Raw genomic sequence first — 15,534 nt, forward strand, 5'->3', positions numbered from 1 at the left:
GCATCAGAGTCATGGATGTTGTTTGACACACCGCATTCGCGGGCAAGCGCGCTCCTACAGTAAACAGTAAACCGTGAATATCGATTAAACCTATGACCTATAGCGAAACTACCCGCTTAGTAGATAACAGTCGTCGGCTTAACATGGCGATCACCTCACCAGAGGCCAGGAGCCACCCATGAGCCGCGCTATTTTCATCCCCCGCAAACCCTTCAGCCAACTGACCCATCCACGGGAAGTCATCCGCCAGTTCACTCCCAACTGGTTCGCCGCCACCATGGGCACCGGGATTCTCTCCGCTGTGCTCACGCAGCTTCCAACCCGCATCCCTGGCCTGTTCCAGGTGGCCGAAGCCCTGTGGATGCTGAACATCGTGATGTTCCTGACCTTCAGTTTTCTCTACACCGCGCGCTGGGTGATGTTCTTCGATGAGGCGCGGCGCATCTTCGGGCATTCGACGGTCTCGATGTTCTTCGGCACGATTCCCATGGGCATGGCCACGATCATCAACGGCCTGCTGACGTTTGGCTTGCCGCGCTGGGGCAACGCGGTTTTACCCCTGGCTGAGATGCTCTGGTGGTTCGACGTGGCGATGTCCCTGGCCTGCGGCGTGCTGATTCCATTCATGATGTTTACCCGCCAGCAACACAGCATCGATCAGATGACCGCGGTGTGGCTGCTGCCGGTGGTGGCCGCTGAAGTGGCCGCCGCCAGCGGGGGATTGCTGGCGCCGCATCTGATCGACACTCACAGCCAGTTCAGCGTGCTCATCACCAGTTACGTGCTGTGGGCGCTGTCGGTGCCAGTGGCGTTCAGCATCCTCACCATCCTGCTGCTGCGCATGGCCCTGCACAAACTGCCGCACGAAAGCATGGCCGCGTCGAGCTGGCTGGCCTTGGGGCCGATCAGCACCGGGGCCTTTGGTTTGATGGTGCTGGGCGCCGACTCACCGGCTATTTTCGCGGCCAATGGCCTGCCGGGCGTGGGTGACATCGCCTCGGGGCTGGGCCTGATCGCGGGCGTCATGCTCTGGGGCGTGGGCGTATGGTGGCTGTTGCTGGCGATGCTGATCACGGCGCGTTACCTGCGTCACGGCATCCCGTTCAACCTGGGTTGGTGGGGCTTTACGTTCCCGTTGGGGGTATTTGCCCTGACCACGCTCAAGCTTGGGGCGATGCTGCATCTGAGTTTTTTTGCTGTCCTGGGCAGCCTGTTGGTGGCCGGCCTTGCAGCGCTGTGGCTGGTGATCATGAAGCGCACGGTGGTGGGGGCTTATAAAGGAGAACTCTTCGTGTCGCCGTGTATTGCAGGTTGAAAGGGTAAGGATTCTCACGGCCTGCACGGCATCAAACTGTGGGAGCCAATTTATTCTGGGCGGCACTCCGATGAGACGTCGGTACATGCGATAGGTATCCGTCGCCAAGCAGATCTTTCGCGAATGAATTCGCTCCCACAGAAAGTGTGTATCGACACAAAGAGCGGTTGCGTCTTCAATGTGGCTCGGATCGACGCTTGAGCGTTCCAATCCAAAAGCCGGTCAGCGGCGCCACTCAGGGATCTGTTTGATGAGTCAGACGCAGTTCAGTTTGTTGGGCAAGCGGCGCTTCCTGCCGTTCTTCGTGACCCAGTCCCTCGGGGCATTCAACGACAATATCTTCAAGCAGTCGCTGATCCTCGCCATCCTTTACAAGCTGACCATCGACGGCGACCGCTCGATCTACGTCAACCTCTGCGCGTTGCTGTTCATTCTTCCGTTCTTTCTGTTCTCGGCGCTGGCCGGGCAGTTCGGCGAGAAGTACCCCAAAGACAAACTGATCCGCATGATCAAGGTGCTGGAGATCGGCATCATGGTGGTCGGCGCGGTGGGCTTTCTCTTCGACCACCTGTCGCTGATGCTCGCGGCGCTGTTCGCCATGGGCACCCACTCGGCGCTGTTCGGGCCAGTGAAGTACTCGATCCTGCCGCAACATCTGCATGAAAATGAGCTGGTGGGCGGTAATGGTCTGGTGGAAATGGGCACCTTTCTGGCGATCCTGGCCGGGACCATCGGCGCCGGGATCATGATGTCCGCCACTCATTACGCGCCCATCGTCTCGACAGCGATGGTGCTGGTGGCCTGCCTGGGGTATCTGGCCAGTCGCGGCATTCCTCCCGCTGCTGCGGCCAGCCCGGAGATGCGCCTGAACTGGAACATCTTCAGCGAATCCTGGGCCACTCTCAAACTCGGTCTGAACCAGACCAAAGCCGTGTCCCGCTCCATCGTCGGCAACTCATGGTTCTGGTTCGTCGGCGCGATCTACCTGACGCAAATTCCTGCGTACGCCAAGGAATTTCTCTACGGCGATGAAACTGTCGTTACCCTGATCCTCACCGTTTTCTCTATCGGCATTGCCGCAGGTTCGATGCTTTGCGAGCGGCTGTCGGGGCGCAAAGTCGAGATCGGCCTGGTGCCTTTCGGCTCGGCGGGGCTGACTGTGTTCGGCCTGTTGCTGTGGTGGCATTCCGGCGGCTTCGCGCAGAACATTCAGGCCAACAACTGGCTGGCGGTGCTGGGGTACGGCCAGGCCTGGTGGGTGCTGCTGGACATCCTCGGCATCGGCGTGTTCGGCGGCTTTTACATCGTGCCGCTGTACGCGCTGATCCAGTCGCGCACCTCGGAGAAAGAGCGCTCGCGGGTGATCGCCTCGAACAACATCCTCAACGCGCTGTTCATGGTGGTCTCGGCGATTGTCTCGATCATCTTCCTCAGCGTGGTGAAACTGTCGATCCCGCAGCTGTTCCTCGTCGTCTCGCTGATGAACGTCGCGGTCAACACCTACATCTTCAAGATCGTCCCGGAATTCACCATGCGCTTCATGATCTGGCTGCTCAGCCATTCCATGTACCGCGTAGAACACCGCGACCTCGAACAGATCCCTGATGAAGGCGCGGCGTTGCTGGTCTGCAACCACGTGTCCTTCGTCGACGCGTTGCTGATCGCAGGCTCGGTGCGCCGGCCGATTCGCTTTGTCATGTACTACAAGATCTTCAACATCCCGGTGCTCAACTTCATCTTCCGCACCGCCGGTGCGATCCCGATTGCCGGGCGTGGCGAGGACCTGCTGATCTACGATCAGGCCTTCAAACGCATCGCCGAGTACCTGAAGGAAGGCGAGCTGGTGTGCATCTTCCCCGAAGGCAAACTGACCACCACCGGCGAGATCGACGAATTCAAAGGCGGCATGACCCGCGTACTCGAAGAAACCAACGTGCCGGTGATTCCGCTGGCGTTGCAAGGCTTGTGGGGCAGCTTCTTCAGCCGCGACCCGAACAAGGGCGTGTTCCGCCGATTGTGGTCACGGGTGACCTTGGTGGCCGGGCCTGCCTTGGCGGGGGATGAGTCGCAGCCGGGGTTGGTGCGGGAACGGGTGGCTGAGTTGCGAGGGGCGGCGCGCTGATCTGGCGTCGCGGTTCTGATTGGCAGTGCGGTTTTCTGTGGGTGCGAATTTATTCGCGAGACGTAGGTGCATCCGACCCATCATTGTCGGAAGTCCCACCGCATCGCGAATGAATTCGCTCCTACAGTGTGATTTCGTGGTGTGTCAGACAAGACGCCTTCTCTGACACATTGCCGTCAGCCAACCACCGGCTTTTCTTCCGTCACCGCCACATCCGGCTCCATCTTCCGGAAATACGTCGAAAGCAACGCACCGGAAATGTTGTGCCACACGCTGAACAGCGCGCTGGGCACGGCCGCCAGCGGCGAGAAGTGGGCGCTGGCCAGGGCGGCGCCGAGGCCGGAGTTCTGCATGCCGACTTCCAGGGACAGCGACTTGCGCTGGGCCAAAGGAAGCTTGAACAACTTGCCGGTGAAGTAGCCCAGCAGGAAGCCGAAGCTGTTGTGCAGGATGACCACGGCCATGATCAGCAGGCCCGATTCGGCGATTTTCGCCTGGCTGGCGGCGACCACCGCGCAGACGATCATAACGATGCTCACCACCGAAATCAGCGGCAGCACGTCGACGGCGAATTGCACTTTGGCGCCGAGCAGGCGTTGGGCGACCACGCCCAGCACGATGGGCAGCATCACCAGTTGCAGGATCGACCAGAACATTTCCATGAAGGACACCGGCAGCCAGGCTGAAGCCAGCAGCCAGATCAGCGCCGGGGTCAGCAGCGGGGCGAGGAGGGTGGTGACGGCGGCGATGGCCACCGACAGCGCCAGGTCGCCCTTGGCCAGCCAGGTCATGACGTTGGACGACGTGCCGCTCGGGCAGCAACCGACGAGAATCACACCGACGGCGATTTCCGCCGGCAGGTGGAACACCTGACACAGCAACCACGCCACACCCGGCATGATCACGAAATGCGCGACTACGCCCAACGCCACGCGCCATGGATGGCGCACGACCTCGGAGAAGTCTTCAAGCTTTAAGGTCAGGCCCATGCCGAACATGACCAGCCCCAGCAGCGGGACGATCAGGGTTTTCAGCCCGATGAACCAGCTCGGGAACAGGAACGCCAGCACGGCGAACAGCAGCACCCAGTACGCGAAGGTATTACCGACAAAACGACTCAATGCAGCCAGTGCACGCATGGCTTGCTCCTTTTATTGTGGGTTTCACGACTGTAGGAGCGCGCTTGCCCGCGAATGCGTCATGTCTGCTTCAGATTTATCTGCTGACACGACGCCTTCGCGGGCAAGCGCGCTCCTACAGGAACAACACGAGTCCGGACGCTGGGTCAAATCCCCTGCGGGATTTCTTCACCGCCCAGCGCTTCGAACAGCTCCGGCAGGAACTCGCCAAAGGTCAGCATCATCAGGGTGAAGCTGGCGTCCAGCTGGCCCAGTGCGTCGTCGCCGCCGTCCTGTTCAGCCTGATCCTGCAGCAGGTCTTCGAACTTCAGGCGCTTGATGCCCAGCTTGTCGTCCAGCACGAAGGACAGTTTGTCCTGCCAGGCCAGGGACAGCTGAGTGACAACCTTGCCAGTGCTCAAATGCAGCTGGATCTCGTCGCTGGTCAGGTCCTGACGCTTGCATTTGACGATGCCGCCGTCTTCGTGGGTGTCGCGCAGTTCGCACTCGTCCAGAACAAAGAAGTTGTCGGCGGTCTGGCCGGTCTTGACCCAGTCAGTCATGACGGCGGTCGGCGCGGTCTTCACGGTCACCGGGCGCACTGGCAGCGAGCCGACCACTTCACGCAGGGTCGACAGCAGGTCTTCGGCGCGTTTGGGGCTCGAAGCGTTGACCAGGATCACGCCTTGCTTCGGTGCGATGGCGGCAAAGGTGGCCGAGCGGCGGATGAAGGCGCGCGGCAGGAAGGCTTGGATGATTTCGTCCTTGAGCTGATCGCGCTCCTTTTTATAGACCTTGCGCATTTGCTCGGTCTCGATCTCTTCGACTTTCTCTTTAAGGGCGTCGTTGACCACGCTGCCCGGCAGAATGCGCTCTTCCTTGCGCGCCGAGATCAGCAGGAAATCACCGCTGACATGCACCAGAGGTGCGTCTTCGCCCTTGCCGAACGGGGCGATGAAACCGTAAGTGGTCAACTCCTGGCTGGCACAAGCGCGTGCAGGCTTGGTCGCCAATGCGGTTTCCAGCGCCTCGGCGTCAAATGGCAGGTCCTGGGTCAGGCGATAGACAAGCAGGTTTTTGAACCACATGGGGTACATCTCTCCTTTATACAAAGGGGGGCATTATTCGCTCCCGCGACCCTGCGGCCAACCCTGATGTAACCCTTTGGTTGGATTATAAAAATTATTTGAAAAAGTGCTTGCCAGAGGTAGGAACGCTCCGTAGAATGCGCGCCACACCGAGAGACAAGGGTGATTAGCTCAGCCGGGAGAGCATCTGCCTTACAAGCAGAGGGTCGGCGGTTCGATCCCGTCATCACCCACCACTCGATGTAGTTGCAGACGCGCAGCGGTAGTTCAGTCGGTTAGAATACCGGCCTGTCACGCCGGGGGTCGCGGGTTCGAGTCCCGTCCGCTGCGCCATATTGAGTTACGAGGCCCTTGAACTCCTCGTAACGACAAAGAAAGCGACCTCAGGGTCGCTTTTTTTGTGCCCGGGATTTGATGTCATGTCCCGTCGAATCCCGTAGGAGCGCGCTTGCCCGCGATTGCGTTGGGTCAAACAGCATTAATAGTGCTGATCTACCGCAATCGCGGGCAAGCGCGCTCCCACAAGGCAGGCCAACCATGGGCGAACATCACCCCACATCCACCTCAACCACATCTCCATTCAATCGCGCTGGCCAGGTCCGCAATTTCAGCGACGCATCTTCCAGGCATGTGCCGTCTTCCAGCCGGTAATGCTGCTTATATAAAGGCGAGGCGATCACCAGATCCCCCGCCAGGCTCCCTACCAGCCCCCGGCCTATCACGTTCACCCCGGACACTGGGTCGCGGTTATCGACGGCGAACAGCTGCGGCGTGCCGCTGATGCAGGCGACGTAGAACAGCGCGACCTGGGTGTGACCGATCAGCGCCACCACACCGGAATTGAGCACCAGATCCTGTCGGGCGCAGACGGCGCGCCAGGCCTGGGTTTTAGACAAGTCCATCATTGCTGCGTTGGCCGGGCTCATTGTGCGATCTCCTCGACAGGAATCAGGTTGAGTTCATGGCTGCGCGCCGGGCGTCGCTGACTGCGCTCCTTGACGAAATGAATGTCCGGATCGGCGCTCTTGTCGTTGACGAAGGTGCGGAAGCGCTTGAGCTTTTCCGGGCTCTTGAGCGCATTGGCCCATTCGCATTCGTAGCGGTCGACCACCAGTTGCATCTGTTCCTCCAGCTCATTGGCCAGCCCCAGACTGTCTTCGATGACCACGGTTTTCAGGTAATCCAGCCCGCCTTCCAGCGATTCGCGCCAGACCGACGTACGTTGCAGCTTGTCGGCGGTGCGGATGTAGAACATCAGCACTCGGTCGATGTAGCGAATCAGCGTCTCGTCATCCAGATCGGTGGCGAACAGCTCGGCGTGACGCGGGCGCATGCCGCCGTTGCCGCACACGTATAGGTTCCAGCCGTTCTCGGTGGCAATCACGCCGATGTCCTTGCTCTGGGCCTCGGCGCACTCGCGGGTGCAACCGGAAACCGCAAATTTCAACTTGTGTGGCGAACGCAGGCCCTTGTAGCGGTCCTCGATGCGCAACGCCATGCTCACGCTGTCCTGCACGCCATAGCGGCACCAGGTGCTGCCGACGCACGACTTCACGGTCCGCGTCGACTTGCCATAGGCGTGCCCGGTTTCGAAGCCAGCGGCGATCAGTTCGGCCCAGATGTCCGGAAGTTCATGCAGCTGCGCGCCAAACAGGTCGATGCGCTGGCCGCCAGTGATCTTGGTGTAGAGGTCGTACTTCTTCGCCACGGCGCCGATGGCGATCAACCCCTCGGGCGTGATTTCTCCTGCCGGAATGCGCGGGACCACCGAATACGTGCCGTTCTTCTGCATGTTGGCCATGAACGTGTCGTTGGTGTCCTGCAACGGCACTAGGGAGGGGTCCATGATCGGCTTGTTCCAGCAAGAGGCAAGGATCGAGCCGACCGCCGGTTTGCAGATGTCGCAACCAAGATGGCCCCTGCCGTGACGGGCGAGCATGCCCTCGAAGGTTTCGATGTTTTCCACCCGGGCGAAGGCGTATAGCTCCTGGCGGGTGTAGGCGAAGTGCTCGCACAGGCTCTTGTCCACGGCGACGCCACGGGCGGTCAGTTCGTGCTCGAACACGCTTTTGAGCAACGCCGCGCAGCCGCCGCAACCCGTCGCAGCCTTGGTGCAGGCCTTGATCCCGGCCAGATCCGTGCAGCCACCGTCGATGGCCGAGCAGATGGAGGCCTTGCTGACGTTGTGGCAGGAGCAAATGGTCGCGGTGGCGGGGAGGGCGTCGGCACCGAGGGTCGGCGCACCTTCGCTTTGGGGCATGATCAGGCTGGACGGATCGGCGGGGAGTTTGATGCCGTTCTGCGCATATTGCAGCAGGGTGTCGTAGTAGCTGTTGTCGCCGACCAGCACCGCACCGAGTACCTGTTTGCCATCGGCAGAGACCACCAGGCGCCGATAGCTGGCGGTTGCCTCGTCGATAAAACGGTAGCTGCGCGCGCCGGTCAGTGCGCCGTGGGCGTCGCCGATGGAGCCGACATCGACGCCCAGCAGCTTGAGTTTGGTCGACATGTCGGCACCGAAAAACGGCGCGGCGTCCAGGGCGCACAATTGCGCGGCGACGTTGCGCGCCATCTGATAACCCGGTGCCACCAGGCCGAACACGCTGCCGTTCCAGGCCGCGCACTCGCCGATGGCGAAGATGTCGGCATCGCTGGTGCGGCAGTGCTCGTCGATGGCGATGCCGCCGCGCGGGCCCAGCTCCAGCTCGCATTGGCGGGCGAGGGCGTCTTGTGGGCGGATGCCTGCGGAAAACACGATCAGGTCGGTTTCGAGGAATTCATCTCCGGCGAAATTCATCCGATAGCGGTACTGCTCGCCTTGGCTGATCGACTGCGTGGCACGGGACAGGTGCACGCCAACGCCCAAGGCTTCGATGCGCGCCTTGAGTGCTGCGCCGCCAAAGTCGTCCAGTTGCACCGGCATCAGGCGCGGCGCGAATTCCACGACATGAGCCTCCAGCCCCAGCGACTTCAGCGCGTTGGCTGCCTCCAGCCCCAACAAGCCGCCGCCAACAACCACGCCGCGCTTGGCCTGAGTGGCGGCGGCACGAATGGTGTCCAGGTCGTCCAGCGTGCGGTACACCAGACGCGAATGGCCCTCGGCGCCTTCGATCGGCGGCACGAACGGGTAGGAACCGGTCGCCAGCACGAGCTTGTCGTAGCCGAAGCAGCCTTGAGCGGTGATCACCTCGCGGCGCACGCGATCAATCTCCAGCACCGGCACGCCCAGATGCAAGGTCAGGCCCGCTTGTTCATATAAAGTAGCGTCGCTCAGGGCCAGGGATTCGGCATCGCGGCCGCCAAAATATTCAGACAGGTGCACGCGGTCGTACGCGCGCTGGCCTTCCTCGCTGAAGACGTGAATGCGAAAGCGGGTCAGGGCGCCCGCCGCGATCAACTGCTCGACGCAGTGGTGACCGACCATGCCGTTACCGACCACGATCAGGGTTTGCACATCATCAAGAGGGGCGACAGTGGTGTTCATATCGAGTCCCGGCCAAGGCCAATCAGGTTTTGAAAGCAAAAAAAAAGGCGCCCGGAACCTCTCGGTTCCAGGCGCCTTTGCCTGTTCTTTTAGGTGTTGTCGCTCGACCGCATTGTCGGCGCAACCTGCTCGACCCGTGGCCGGTCATCATTGACAGGCCTGAGCCGCCAGCCGCGCATGTGTGGCTGGACTTGCAAGGGATGTAGCAATGGCTGTGCCAGCGGGGGAGGGTTGCCGCTCAAAGGGCTTTCTCAATACGTGTTGCGTTTGATTCTGCCCAAAGGGCGTAGGAGTCCAGCTTGCTGACGATCTGGCGCGAAGCGGCAGCAAAATCAGACACCTTGGTTGCGTCAGGCATATCGAGTCGTCAGGTTTTGCGACTGCTTCGCAGCCGATCGCGAGCAAGCTTGCTCCTACGCCTTCGGCAGCATCGAGTACGGTTTTCGGCACGCAAACGGTGCGGTCTGCAATAAATCGCCCCAACCTGTAGCAGTTGCGATTGCCCAAGGACGCAGCCGTCCGCCACTTAACGCAGGCGCCAGACACTGGCCTGCCGTTTGCAAAGCCTCCATTACAGGCAGTCAACGCTGATTGCCATTTTCACGACAAAGGCGCCGTGTGCTCCCCGTTTTTCGACGGAGGAGAACAGGGCGTCTTTTTTTGGCCTCGGGAACGTGGATATGGCAAGCAACAGCGTGAGAAGTGTGTGTCCTTATTGCGGCGTCGGCTGCGGCATCGTCATGCAGGTCGAGAACAATCGGATAATCAAGGTCAGCGGCGACAAGGCCCATCCGAGCAATTTCGGTCGCCTGTGCACCAAGGGCACGACCTGCGGACAGGCGATTGCCGAGTCCGGGCGCATGGCGTCGGCGTACCTGCGTCATCAGCGCAACCAGGACCCGGTGCGCACGCCCATGGAGGCGGCGATCAGCGAAACCGCGCAACGCCTGCGCGCCATCCTCGACCGCGACGGCCCTGATGCATTGGCGTTTTACGTCTCCGGGCAGATGTCGCTGGAGGCGCAATACCTGGCCAACAAGCTGGCCAAAGGCTTCGTGGGCACGAACAACATCGAGTCCAATTCGCGCCTGTGCATGGCCAGTGCGGGGAGTGGTTACAAACTGTCACTGGGCTCGGACGGTCCGCCCGGCTCCTATGACGATTTCGACAAGGCTGACCTGTTCTTCGTGATCGGCGCGAACATGGCCGATTGTCACCCGATCCTGTTCCTGCGCATGATGGATCGGGTCAAGGCCGGGGCGAAGCTGATTGTGGTCGACCCCCGGCGCAGTGCTACGGCAGACAAGGCCAGCCTGTTTCTGCAGATCCGGCCCGGCACCGACTTGGCGCTGCTCAATGGCCTGCTGTATCTGTTGCAGGAAAACGGCGACCTCGACGCTGACTTCATCGCCGCGTACACCCAGGGTTGGGAAGCGATGCCCGCGTTTCTCGCCGACTACACCCCAGACAAGGTCGCGCAGATCACCGGGCTCTCCGAGGCTGACATTCGCCAGGCCGCGACGATGATCGGCCAGGCGCCGCAGTGGATGAGCTGCTGGACCATGGGCCTGAACCAGAGCACCCACGGCACCTGGAACACCAACGCGCTGTGCAATCTGCACTTGGCCACCGGGGCGATTTGTCGCCCCGGCAGTGGCCCTTTCTCGCTCACCGGGCAGCCCAATGCCATGGGCGGTCGGGAAATGGGCTACATGGGGCCCGGACTTCCCGGACAGCGTTCGGTACTGGTGGAGCAGGACCGCAGCTACATAGAAGACCTGTGGTCGATCCCGCGAGGCAGCCTTGGTCAGACCCTCGGCGGTGGGACCATCGACCTGTTCGAGCAGATGCGCGACGGCGCGATCAAGGCCTGCTGGATCATCTGCACCAACCCGGTGGCCAGCGTCGCCAACCGCGCCACGGTGACCCAAGCCCTGCAGGCCGCAGAGCTGGTGATCACCCAGGACGCCTTCCTCGACACCGAAACCAATCGCTACGCCGATATCCTTTTGCCCGGCGCGCTGTGGGCGGAAGCCGAAGGGGTGATGATCAATTCCGAGCGCAACCTCAACCTCACGCAAAAGGCCGTCGATGCCCCCGGAGATGCTTTGCCGGACTGGCAGATCATCGCGCGGGTGGCCTGTGAAATGGGCTTCGCCGAAGGTTTCAGCTATGCCAGCGCCGAGGCGGTTTTCGAAGAAATCAAACAGGCGTGGAACCCCAGGACCGGCTACGATATTCGCGGCGCCTCTTACGCTCGCCTGCGCGACCAATCGCTGCAATGGCCCTGCGCGCCGGACGCCGAAGGCGCGCGCAACCCGATTCGCTACCTCAACAACGGCATCAGCCAGATGTTGAAACATGGCGATCGCGGCCATCGCCCAGCCATCGTGTTCGCCACGGAAAACGGCAAAGCGATGTTTTGGCCGCGCCCGCACAGGGCACCGGCTGAAATGCCTAATGATGATTTTCCGATGGTGCTCAACACCGGGCGGGTGCAGCACCAATGGCACACCCTGACCAAGACCGGCAAAGTCGCCACCCTGAACACACTCAACCCCGGCCCCTTCGTCGAACTTCACCCCGATGATGCAGCAACGCTGGGCATCCGCGACAAGGATGCCGTCGAGGTGCGCTCGGCCCGAGGTCACGCTGTATTGCCTGCCTTAGTGACCGACCGGGTGCGCCCCGGCAATTGTTTCGCGCCGTTTCACTGGAATGACGTGTATGGCGAGAGTCTGGCGATCAACGCCGTCACCAGCGACGCCATCGACCCGATTTCCCGGCAGCCTGAATTCAAGTTCAGCGCAGTGGCTTTGAAGAAGGTCGAGCTGATTGGTCATCGCTTTCTCGACCTGCCCGTGGTCGAGGACGAGGCGCAGGAAACCCTCGAAGGCGAGCCGTTGCTGACCCTGCTCTGGGCCTCGCAGACCGGCAACGCCGAGACGTTGGCCAAGGGGTTCGGCAGCCGTTTGCGCTCGGCGGGCGTGCCGGTTCAGGTCGCGGCTATGGACAGTTTCCCCGTCAGCCGCTTGAACCAAGTGAGCAACGTCGCGCTGATCAGCAGCACTTTTGGCGACGGCGATTCCCCGGACAACGGCCAGGATTTCTGGCAGTCGCTGAGCGCGCAACCCCAGCGCCTAGAATCCCTGCGTTATGCCGTGTTGGCGCTGGGTGATCCGAGCTACCAGAACTTCTGCCAGCACGGCAAGAACCTCGATCAGCGCCTGCTCGCCTTGGGCGCGTCGCCGCTGGTGGCGCGCGTGGATTGTGACGGGGAGTTTCAGGGGCACGCCAATGATTGGTTCAAGGCATTGCAACAAGCGCTGGCGCTGGACCTCCCTGATGCCGGGGTCAGTGAGCCGCCAACCGATCAACCGACTCGCGCACGGCCTTATCCCGCCCGGTTGTCGGTCAATCGTCGGTTGAACGGCGAGGGCGCCAGCAAGGACACCCGACAGTTCGCCCTGACCCTCGGCGATTCGGGCATGACCTACGAAGCGGGTGACGCACTGGGCGTGTGGCCGCGCAACTGCCCCGCGCTGGTCGATGAACTGCTCGACCTCACGGGCCTCAAGGCCGAGCAGCCAGTCAAGGTCGCCAAAGCGGGGGATGTTTCGCTTCGTCGGGCCTTGAGCGAGCATCTGGAAATCGCTCGGCCCAACGCGGAAATCTTGCATTTCATCGCCGATCGCAGCAGCAGTCAGGAGCTGAAAACCCTGCTTGGCGAGCCCTTCAAAGGCGAGTTGAAAAGCTGGTTGTGGGGCCGGCAATTGGCGGATGTATTACGTGAGTTTCCCCTGCGCTGCTCAGGTCCTGAACTGCTGACCCATCTCAAGCCCCTGCAACCGCGTCTGTATTCCATCGCTTCCAGTTCAAAAGCCCACCCTGAGGCCATTCATTTGACGGTTTCGGCCGTGCGTTATGGACAGCGTAAGGGCGTGTCGTCGACCTATCTCGCCGATCGGGCAGGTGGCTGCGAGGTACCGATTTTTCTGCAACCCACCCAGCATTTCCGCCCACCCGCCGATGGCGACGTGCCGATCATCATGATCGGGCCGGGCACTGGCGTGGCACCGTTTCGCGCCTTCCTTCAGGAACGGCAGGCGCGAGGAGATCGAGGGCGCAACTGGCTGTTCTTTGGCGAGCAACATGCTGCCACGGATTTCTACTACCGCGAGGAGCTGGAGAACATGCAGAAGGACGGGTTGCTGACAAACCTGAGCCTGGCGTTTTCCCGCGATCAGGCCGAGAAAGTCTACGTGCAACACCGGATTCGCCAGCAAGGCGCCGAGTTATGGAAATGGCTTCAGGACGGCGCGCGGATTTACATCTGCGGCGACGCCACGCACATGGCCAAAGATGTCGATCAGGCGCTGCGGGAGGTCATCGGCGAGCAGGGCGGGATGAGCGCCGAACGAGCGGCCGAATACCTGCGCGGGTTGGCCGAGCAGAAGCGCTATGTGCGGGACGTATATTGACGTGAGGTGATCCGCTTCACCAGCGTCGTGAGCTTCAAAATGGTCAACGCGGATAGGAGCCTGAACCGAAACTGAACAGTTTTCCCGATCATTGAACAAAACCTTTGGATACCTGAACTTATCTGCCTTTTCCCCCTCTCATGCCGGTAGCCATTGATCGCGGCGGCCTGATAAGCTCGCGGCTTTACTCGTTTGCCCTTTCGGCGCATGAACAAGGAAACAGGATGAAACAGCATCGGTTGGCAGCGGCGATTGCCCTGGTCGGTCTGGTACTCGCGGGTTGCGACAAGCAAGCCAGCACCGTTGAACTGAAAACCCCGGCACAAAAAGCTTCCTACGGCATCGGCCTGAACATGGGCAAGAGCCTGGCTCAGGAAGGCATGGACGATCTGGATTCCAAAGCGGTAGCGCTGGGTATCGAAGACGCCGTCGGCAAGAAAGAACAGAAACTCAAAGACGAAGAGCTGGTTGCAGCCTTCGGCGAGCTGCAAAAGCGCGCTGAAGAGCGCATGGCCAAGATGAGTGAAGAGTCGGCAGCTGCTGGCAAGAAATTCCTCGAAGAGAACGGCAAGCGCAAGGAAGTCACCACCACCGCTTCCGGCCTTCAGTACGAAATCATCAAGAAAGCCGACGGTCCTGTACCCAAGCCTACGGATGTCGTGACCGTTCACTACGAAGGCAAACTGACTGACGGCAAGGTGTTCGACAGCTCCGTCGAGCGCGGCAGCCCGATCGATCTGCCTGTCAGCGGCGTGATCCCGGGTTGGGTCGAAGGTTTGCAACTGATGCACGTTGGCGAGAAGATCAAACTCTACATCCCTAGCGATCTGGCCTACGGCGCACAAAGCCCAAGCCCGATGATCCCGGCCAACTCGGTTTTGGTTTTCGACCTGGAACTGCTGGGCATCAAGGATCCGGCTGCTGCAGGTAACGACGCCGCTGGCGGCGCTGCTGGCGCAGACGAGGAAGAAGATGCGGCGCCTGCGGCAGAACCTGCCAAGCCTGCTGCCAAGAAGTAATCGACACCTCGATTGCCGCTTGAATGAAATGCCCCGTCTCGACGGGGCATTTTCGTTTTTGTCGAAAAAAAATCGAACCGGGCCGGGCAGCTACAGTCCCAATACCGTCAGCGCGCTGGACGAATGTCGGGAAATGTTGACGCAGTCGACAGCTTTCGCGGGGCATCCGTTAGCGTCGGCAAACGTTCAAGTCAACGATTTTTTGCGTTTTTTGATGTGAGTAAAAAACGCGCGATTTAAGCCAAGCCCCTGTAAAACGGGCGTCTCAGGGCCGAAACTCGGCTCTGTTCACAAGGTTATCCACAATTTGTGTGGATAACCTTTTATGCGTGCAACGCGGTGTTGCACGATCGGGTCCTTCCATCCGTGGTGATTGACCAGTTGGCCGATTTTTATCGGCTCTTTATCGACGTTGCTGGAGTCAGCATGAAAGCACCCTGGAACCTCATTCGTTTTATACCCATGGCCAAACGTCTGATGGCAGCAGGCCGTTTGCCGGCGCTGCTGTTCGCCGTGGCCGGCAAGGCGGCCAGTGAAGGCAACCGCCTGGGCAAGCTCAAGGATGATCTGAAACTGCTGCAGGCGCTGTGCCTGGCCTACTGGCGGGGCGAGTACCGGGCCATCAGCGGCAAGGCGATTCTGTCTGTGGTCGCAGGCTTGATGTATTTTCTGAGCCCGCTTGATGCCATTCCCGACTGGATTCCGGGGCTGGGTATGCTCGATGACATCGCGGTGCTGGCATGGGTCATGAAGAATCTCGAAGCGGAGCTCAGTGCTTTTCGCGCCTGGCGCGACCGTCAAACCCCGGAAAAGCTCGCCGTGGTCGAGCGCCTGCCCGCCACGCCGAAATTGCTGGAGCGGGAAAAGAAGGATTAGCGCCGGGCCAACTGGGGCTGCAGAGCATTCC

At 60.8% G+C, this 15,534-nt stretch carries 9 protein-coding genes and 2 tRNA genes; 7 read left to right on the forward strand and 4 right to left on the reverse strand.

What is annotated here, in order from left to right; genetic code table 11:
- Positions 1-178 precede the first annotated feature (178 nt).
- Positions 179-1,315, forward strand: coding sequence for a TDT family transporter (locus tag AC07V9_RS23095; protein WP_495017960.1), 1,137 nt, complete (start codon positions 179-181; stop codon positions 1,313-1,315).
- A 247-nt stretch (positions 1,316-1,562) separates the two neighbouring features.
- Positions 1,563-3,437 carry an MFS transporter gene (locus AC07V9_RS23100; protein ID WP_495017961.1) on the forward strand — a complete coding sequence of 625 codons (1,875 nt, stop codon included), beginning with the start codon at positions 1,563-1,565 and terminating at the stop codon, positions 3,435-3,437.
- Between the two features lie 176 nt (positions 3,438-3,613).
- Here AC07V9_RS23100 and AC07V9_RS23105 read toward each other — a convergent pair whose 3' ends face one another.
- Both AC07V9_RS23105 and rdgC read right to left on the reverse strand, forming a co-directional pair.
- The gene (locus AC07V9_RS23105) at positions 3,614-4,576 is read right to left on the reverse strand and encodes a bile acid:sodium symporter family protein (protein WP_495017962.1); all 963 of its coding nucleotides are present in this window, start codon (positions 4,574-4,576) and stop codon (positions 3,614-3,616) included.
- A 146-nt stretch (positions 4,577-4,722) separates the two neighbouring features.
- Positions 4,723-5,643, reverse strand: coding sequence for a recombination-associated protein RdgC (gene rdgC / locus AC07V9_RS23110; protein WP_166593397.1), 921 nt, complete (start codon positions 5,641-5,643; stop codon positions 4,723-4,725).
- 160 nt (positions 5,644-5,803) lie between these two features.
- On the opposite strand from rdgC, the gene AC07V9_RS23115 reads away from it, so the two are divergent.
- A tRNA-Val gene (locus AC07V9_RS23115) sits at positions 5,804-5,879 on the forward strand.
- A 20-nt stretch (positions 5,880-5,899) separates the two neighbouring features.
- Positions 5,900-5,976 (forward strand) — tRNA-Asp (locus AC07V9_RS23120).
- A 215-nt stretch (positions 5,977-6,191) separates the two neighbouring features.
- Here the strand turns inward: AC07V9_RS23120 and nirD are convergent.
- A complete protein-coding gene (nirD, locus tag AC07V9_RS23125; protein WP_495017963.1) occupies positions 6,192-6,569 on the reverse strand; it encodes a nitrite reductase small subunit NirD in 378 nt (125 codons plus the stop codon).
- Complete coding sequence (nirB, locus tag AC07V9_RS23130) at positions 6,566-9,127, reverse strand: nitrite reductase large subunit NirB (RefSeq protein ID WP_495017964.1); 2,562 nt, start codon at positions 9,125-9,127, stop codon at positions 6,566-6,568. Before nirB ends, nirD begins: the two co-directional genes overlap by 4 nt.
- A 680-nt stretch (positions 9,128-9,807) precedes the next feature.
- Between nirB and AC07V9_RS23135 the strand changes: the two genes are divergently transcribed.
- The 3 genes from AC07V9_RS23135 to AC07V9_RS23145 all read left to right on the forward strand — a co-directional run bounded on the left by AC07V9_RS23135 (position 9,808) and on the right by AC07V9_RS23145 (position 15,503).
- Positions 9,808-13,608, forward strand: coding sequence for a bifunctional nitrate reductase/sulfite reductase flavoprotein subunit alpha (locus tag AC07V9_RS23135; RefSeq protein ID WP_495017965.1), 3,801 nt, complete (start codon positions 9,808-9,810; stop codon positions 13,606-13,608).
- Between the two features lie 224 nt (positions 13,609-13,832).
- Positions 13,833-14,627, forward strand: coding sequence for a BamJ family beta-barrel-assembly machinery protein (gene bamJ / locus AC07V9_RS23140; protein WP_495017966.1), 795 nt, complete (start codon positions 13,833-13,835; stop codon positions 14,625-14,627).
- Positions 14,628-15,053: 426 nt separating this feature from the next.
- Positions 15,054-15,503: a YkvA family protein gene (locus AC07V9_RS23145; RefSeq protein WP_495017967.1), complete on the forward strand. Its 450-nt coding sequence runs from the start codon at positions 15,054-15,056 to the stop codon at positions 15,501-15,503.
- Positions 15,504-15,534 lie beyond the last annotated feature (31 nt).

This window comes from Pseudomonas sp. GW821-FHT02A11, from assembly GCF_059421985.1.

What these genes read in the sequence shown, in the direction of transcription:
- AC07V9_RS23095 (WP_495017960.1), top strand. Translation starts at nt 179, where the DNA reads ATGAGCCGCGCTATTTTCATCCCCCGCAAACCCTTCAGCCAACTGACC.
- AC07V9_RS23105 (WP_495017962.1), bottom strand. Translation starts at nt 4,576, where the DNA reads ATGCGTGCACTGGCTGCATTGAGTCGTTTTGTCGGTAATACCTTCGCG.
- rdgC (WP_166593397.1), bottom strand. Translation starts at nt 5,643, where the DNA reads ATGTGGTTCAAAAACCTGCTTGTCTATCGCCTGACCCAGGACCTGCCA.
- nirD (WP_495017963.1), bottom strand. Translation starts at nt 6,569, where the DNA reads ATGAGCCCGGCCAACGCAGCAATGATGGACTTGTCTAAAACCCAGGCC.
- nirB (WP_495017964.1), bottom strand. Translation starts at nt 9,127, where the DNA reads ATGAACACCACTGTCGCCCCTCTTGATGATGTGCAAACCCTGATCGTG.
- AC07V9_RS23135 (WP_495017965.1), top strand. Translation starts at nt 9,808, where the DNA reads ATGGCAAGCAACAGCGTGAGAAGTGTGTGTCCTTATTGCGGCGTCGGC.
- bamJ (WP_495017966.1), top strand. Translation starts at nt 13,833, where the DNA reads ATGAAACAGCATCGGTTGGCAGCGGCGATTGCCCTGGTCGGTCTGGTA.
- AC07V9_RS23145 (WP_495017967.1), top strand. Translation starts at nt 15,054, where the DNA reads ATGAAAGCACCCTGGAACCTCATTCGTTTTATACCCATGGCCAAACGT.